The organism is Streptomyces sparsogenes subsp. cuspidosporus (genome assembly GCF_039532705.1).
GTDB lineage: Bacteria > Actinomycetota > Actinomycetes > Streptomycetales > Streptomycetaceae > Streptomyces > Streptomyces sparsogenes.
Genome location: NZ_BAAASD010000115.1, coordinates 1 through 2,773 on the forward strand (window position 1 = coordinate 1; position 2,773 = coordinate 2,773).

The 2,773-nt window shown below is 69.0% G+C and carries 4 protein-coding genes and 1 pseudogene; 4 read left to right on the plus strand and 1 reads right to left on the minus strand.

Translation table 11 applies throughout. From position 1 onward, the window contains the following. Positions 1 to 130 (minus strand): annotated as a pseudogene (locus ABFY07_RS42545) (sulfite exporter TauE/SafE family protein); the annotation flags it as partial. 11 nt (positions 131 to 141) lie between these two features. Between ABFY07_RS42545 and ABFY07_RS42550 the strand changes: the two are divergent. The 4 genes from ABFY07_RS42550 to ABFY07_RS42565 all read left to right on the plus strand — a co-directional run. Beyond that, positions 142 to 438, plus strand: a complete 297-nt coding sequence (locus tag ABFY07_RS42550) for a hypothetical protein (RefSeq protein WP_346179593.1) — start codon at positions 142 to 144, stop codon at positions 436 to 438. 60 nt (positions 439 to 498) lie between these two features. After that, entirely contained in the window at positions 499 to 1,881 is a 1,383-nt protein-coding gene (locus tag ABFY07_RS42555) for an IS1380 family transposase (protein ID WP_346179594.1), read from the plus strand. Between the two features lie 414 nt (positions 1,882 to 2,295). Continuing rightward, positions 2,296 to 2,571, plus strand: a complete 276-nt coding sequence (locus ABFY07_RS42560; protein ID WP_346179595.1) for an integrase core domain-containing protein — start codon at positions 2,296 to 2,298, stop codon at positions 2,569 to 2,571. 64 nt (positions 2,572 to 2,635) lie between these two features. Continuing rightward, the coding region (locus tag ABFY07_RS42565) for a transposase (protein ID WP_346179596.1) at positions 2,636 to 2,773 on the plus strand (138 nt) is incomplete at its 3' end.

The following is a 2,773-nucleotide window of genomic DNA, read 5'->3' on the forward strand; positions in this document are numbered from 1 at the left end:
GCTCCTCGATGGGTGCGCGGGGGCGCAGGAAGCCGGGGCGGAGCAGCAGGTCGACGATGGTGATGGCCACATACGCGACGAACAGCCAGCGGACCAGCACCGGTGGGGCGAGGCGAGTGGCGAACGCACTGATGATCGATCGTGCTGCTGCGACTGGCCTACCTCGGTGTGACGAATGCGTTCGCGCTACTGCGTCTGCTGCCGATGAGCGACCGGGACAAGGATGCGGAGATCCTGGCTCTCCGTCAGCAGATCACGGTCCTGGAACGCCAACTCGGCGAGGGAAAGGCTCGGTTCAGCCCGAGCGACCGGGTGTTCCTGGCGGCGCTGCCGCACCGGCTGCCGTTGCCCGCCCTGCGGCGTCTGCGACTGCTAACCTCACGCTTTCACGACGTGGCCTGTCCGAGGGTTGATCAAAAACACGGAAAGTGCCTCTGACCTGCAACGGTAGGACTTGCTGAGGGTCCTGTTGGCTGCGAGGAAAGAAGCACTTCCCAGGTGAAGAAGCGTATCGGGTCCTATCCCCGTGTCCGTGTCGAGGGCGGCGGTCGTTCGGTGGTCTCCCAGGCCGGGGCTGCGCTGCTGGTGGAGACGGTCCGCAAGACCGGTCTGGATCAGGCGATATCCGTGGCCCTGGCGCCGTGGCGCAAGGCCCGGGCGGTACACGATCCGGGCAAGGTCCTGCTGGATGTCGCGCTCGCAGTCGCTTTGGGCGGGGACTGTCTGGCCGACGTCGCGATGCTTCGGGCCGAGCCGGCACTGTTCGGGCCGGTGGCCTCCGACCCGACCGTCTCCCGGCTCGTCGACTCACTCGCCGCGGGCGGGGAGCGGGCCCTGGCGGCGATACGAGCCGCGCGGGCCGAGGTACGCGAACATGTCTGGACGTTGGCCGGTGACGCGGCGCCGTACGCCGGCGGGCAGGTGACCGTGGACCTGGACGGTGTGCTCGTCATCGCGCACTCCGACAAGCAGGACGCCGCCGCGATCTGGAAGAAGACCTACGGCCACCACCCGCTGATGGGGTTCGTCGACCACGGCCGGGGCGGGGCCGGGGAACCGGTGGTGGGGCTGTTGCGGCCCGGGAACGCAGGCTCCAACACCGCCGCCGACCACATCGAGGCCGCCAAGCTGGCCCTGGCCCAGCTGCCGAAGACCTACCGGCGCGGACGCAAGACGCTGATCCGCTGCGATTCCGGCGGTGGCACCCATGAATTCGTGGCCTGGCTCGCCCAGCGTGGGCGGTGGCTGTCGCACTCGGTCGGGATGACCATCACCGACGCCATCCACCACCCCGTCCTGCAGATCCCCGCGACGGCGTGGGCGCCGGCCGTCGAGCCGGACGGCGAGGTCCGCGACGGCGCCTGGGTCGCCGAGATCGACGCCGGCAGCAACTGCGCGGCCGGCTGGCCGAAGGGGTTACGGCTGATCGTCCGCAAGGAACGCCCGCACCCGGGAGCCCAGTTGCGTTTCACCGATGCCGACGGAATGCGGCTGACCTGCTTCGCCACCGACACCAAGAACACCCCGATCGCCGAGCTGGAGCTGCGGCACCGCCAGCGGGCCCGCGCCGAGGACCGCATCCGCGCCGCCCGCGCCACCGGACTGCGCAACCTGCCCCTGCACGACACCGCCCAGAACCAGATCTGGCTGGAGATCGTCCAGATCGCCCTCGACCTGCTGGCCTGGATGCCAATGCTCGCCCTCGCCAGAGACTCCCGGCTGTGGGAGCCCCGCCGCATGCGACTGCGGCTGTTCTCCACCGCCGCCCAGCTCGTCACCACCGGACGCCGCCGCATCCTCCGCCTCGCGGCCCACTGGCCGTGGACGGATGTGATCACACGTGCCCTCGCACGGCTGGATGCACTCCCGAACCCCGGATGACCAGCAGCGATCCTGTCCCGACGAGCCTGAACGAACTCCCGGAGCCGTGGAACCCGGCGCCCACCCGACGCGACAGCCGGGCCATCAGCATGCACCACAAGCGAAAATCTCCGTCCTGAACGAGCAAAAGGGGTCCGTCAGCAAGCTGACGGACCCTCATGCAAGATCGAGGTTAAAGACCCGGCGCGTCCATGTCCTGGGTGTCACCGCACGTCCCACCGGGGCATGGGTCACTCAACTCGCCCGCAATCTGCTGAGGATCTGGAGGAGAGGGCTGGGTGCTTCCGGTTCCTCATCCGTGACCGGGACAGCAAGTTCACCGACGCGTTCGACGCCGTCTTCGCCGACAACGGCACAGCCGTCATCCCGACTCCGCCGCAAAGCCCGCGGTCCAACGCGTTTGCCGAACGATGGATGCGTACAGCCCGCGCCGAATGTAGCGATCGCCTCCTCATCACCGGTGAACGACACCTCCGCGCGGTCCTCACCACGTACGCGGAGCACTACAACGCGGGACGGGCCCACCGTGGCCTTGGCCTACGAGCACCTGACGACGACCCAAACGTCATCCTCCTGCCCGCTGCCGCGGTCAGGCGCCGCCAGGTACTTGGCGGACTGCTCAACGAGTACCACACCACGTCACCACGGCTGCCTCACCGTCCACAGAAAACGCCCAGCTCAGCAGCCTGATCGGACGTAGCCGGACGAGCTCCGTGAGCGGGCCGTCCGTGAGGTCCGCACCAGCGGCCGTCCGATCGCGCATGTCGCGAAGGACCTGGGCATCCACAAGGAGGCCCTGCGCGGCTGGGTCCGCCAGGCCGAGGCGGACACCGGTGAACGCGACGACCGGCTGACCACCGCCGAGCGGGAAGAGCTGAGGCAGCTCCGCCGG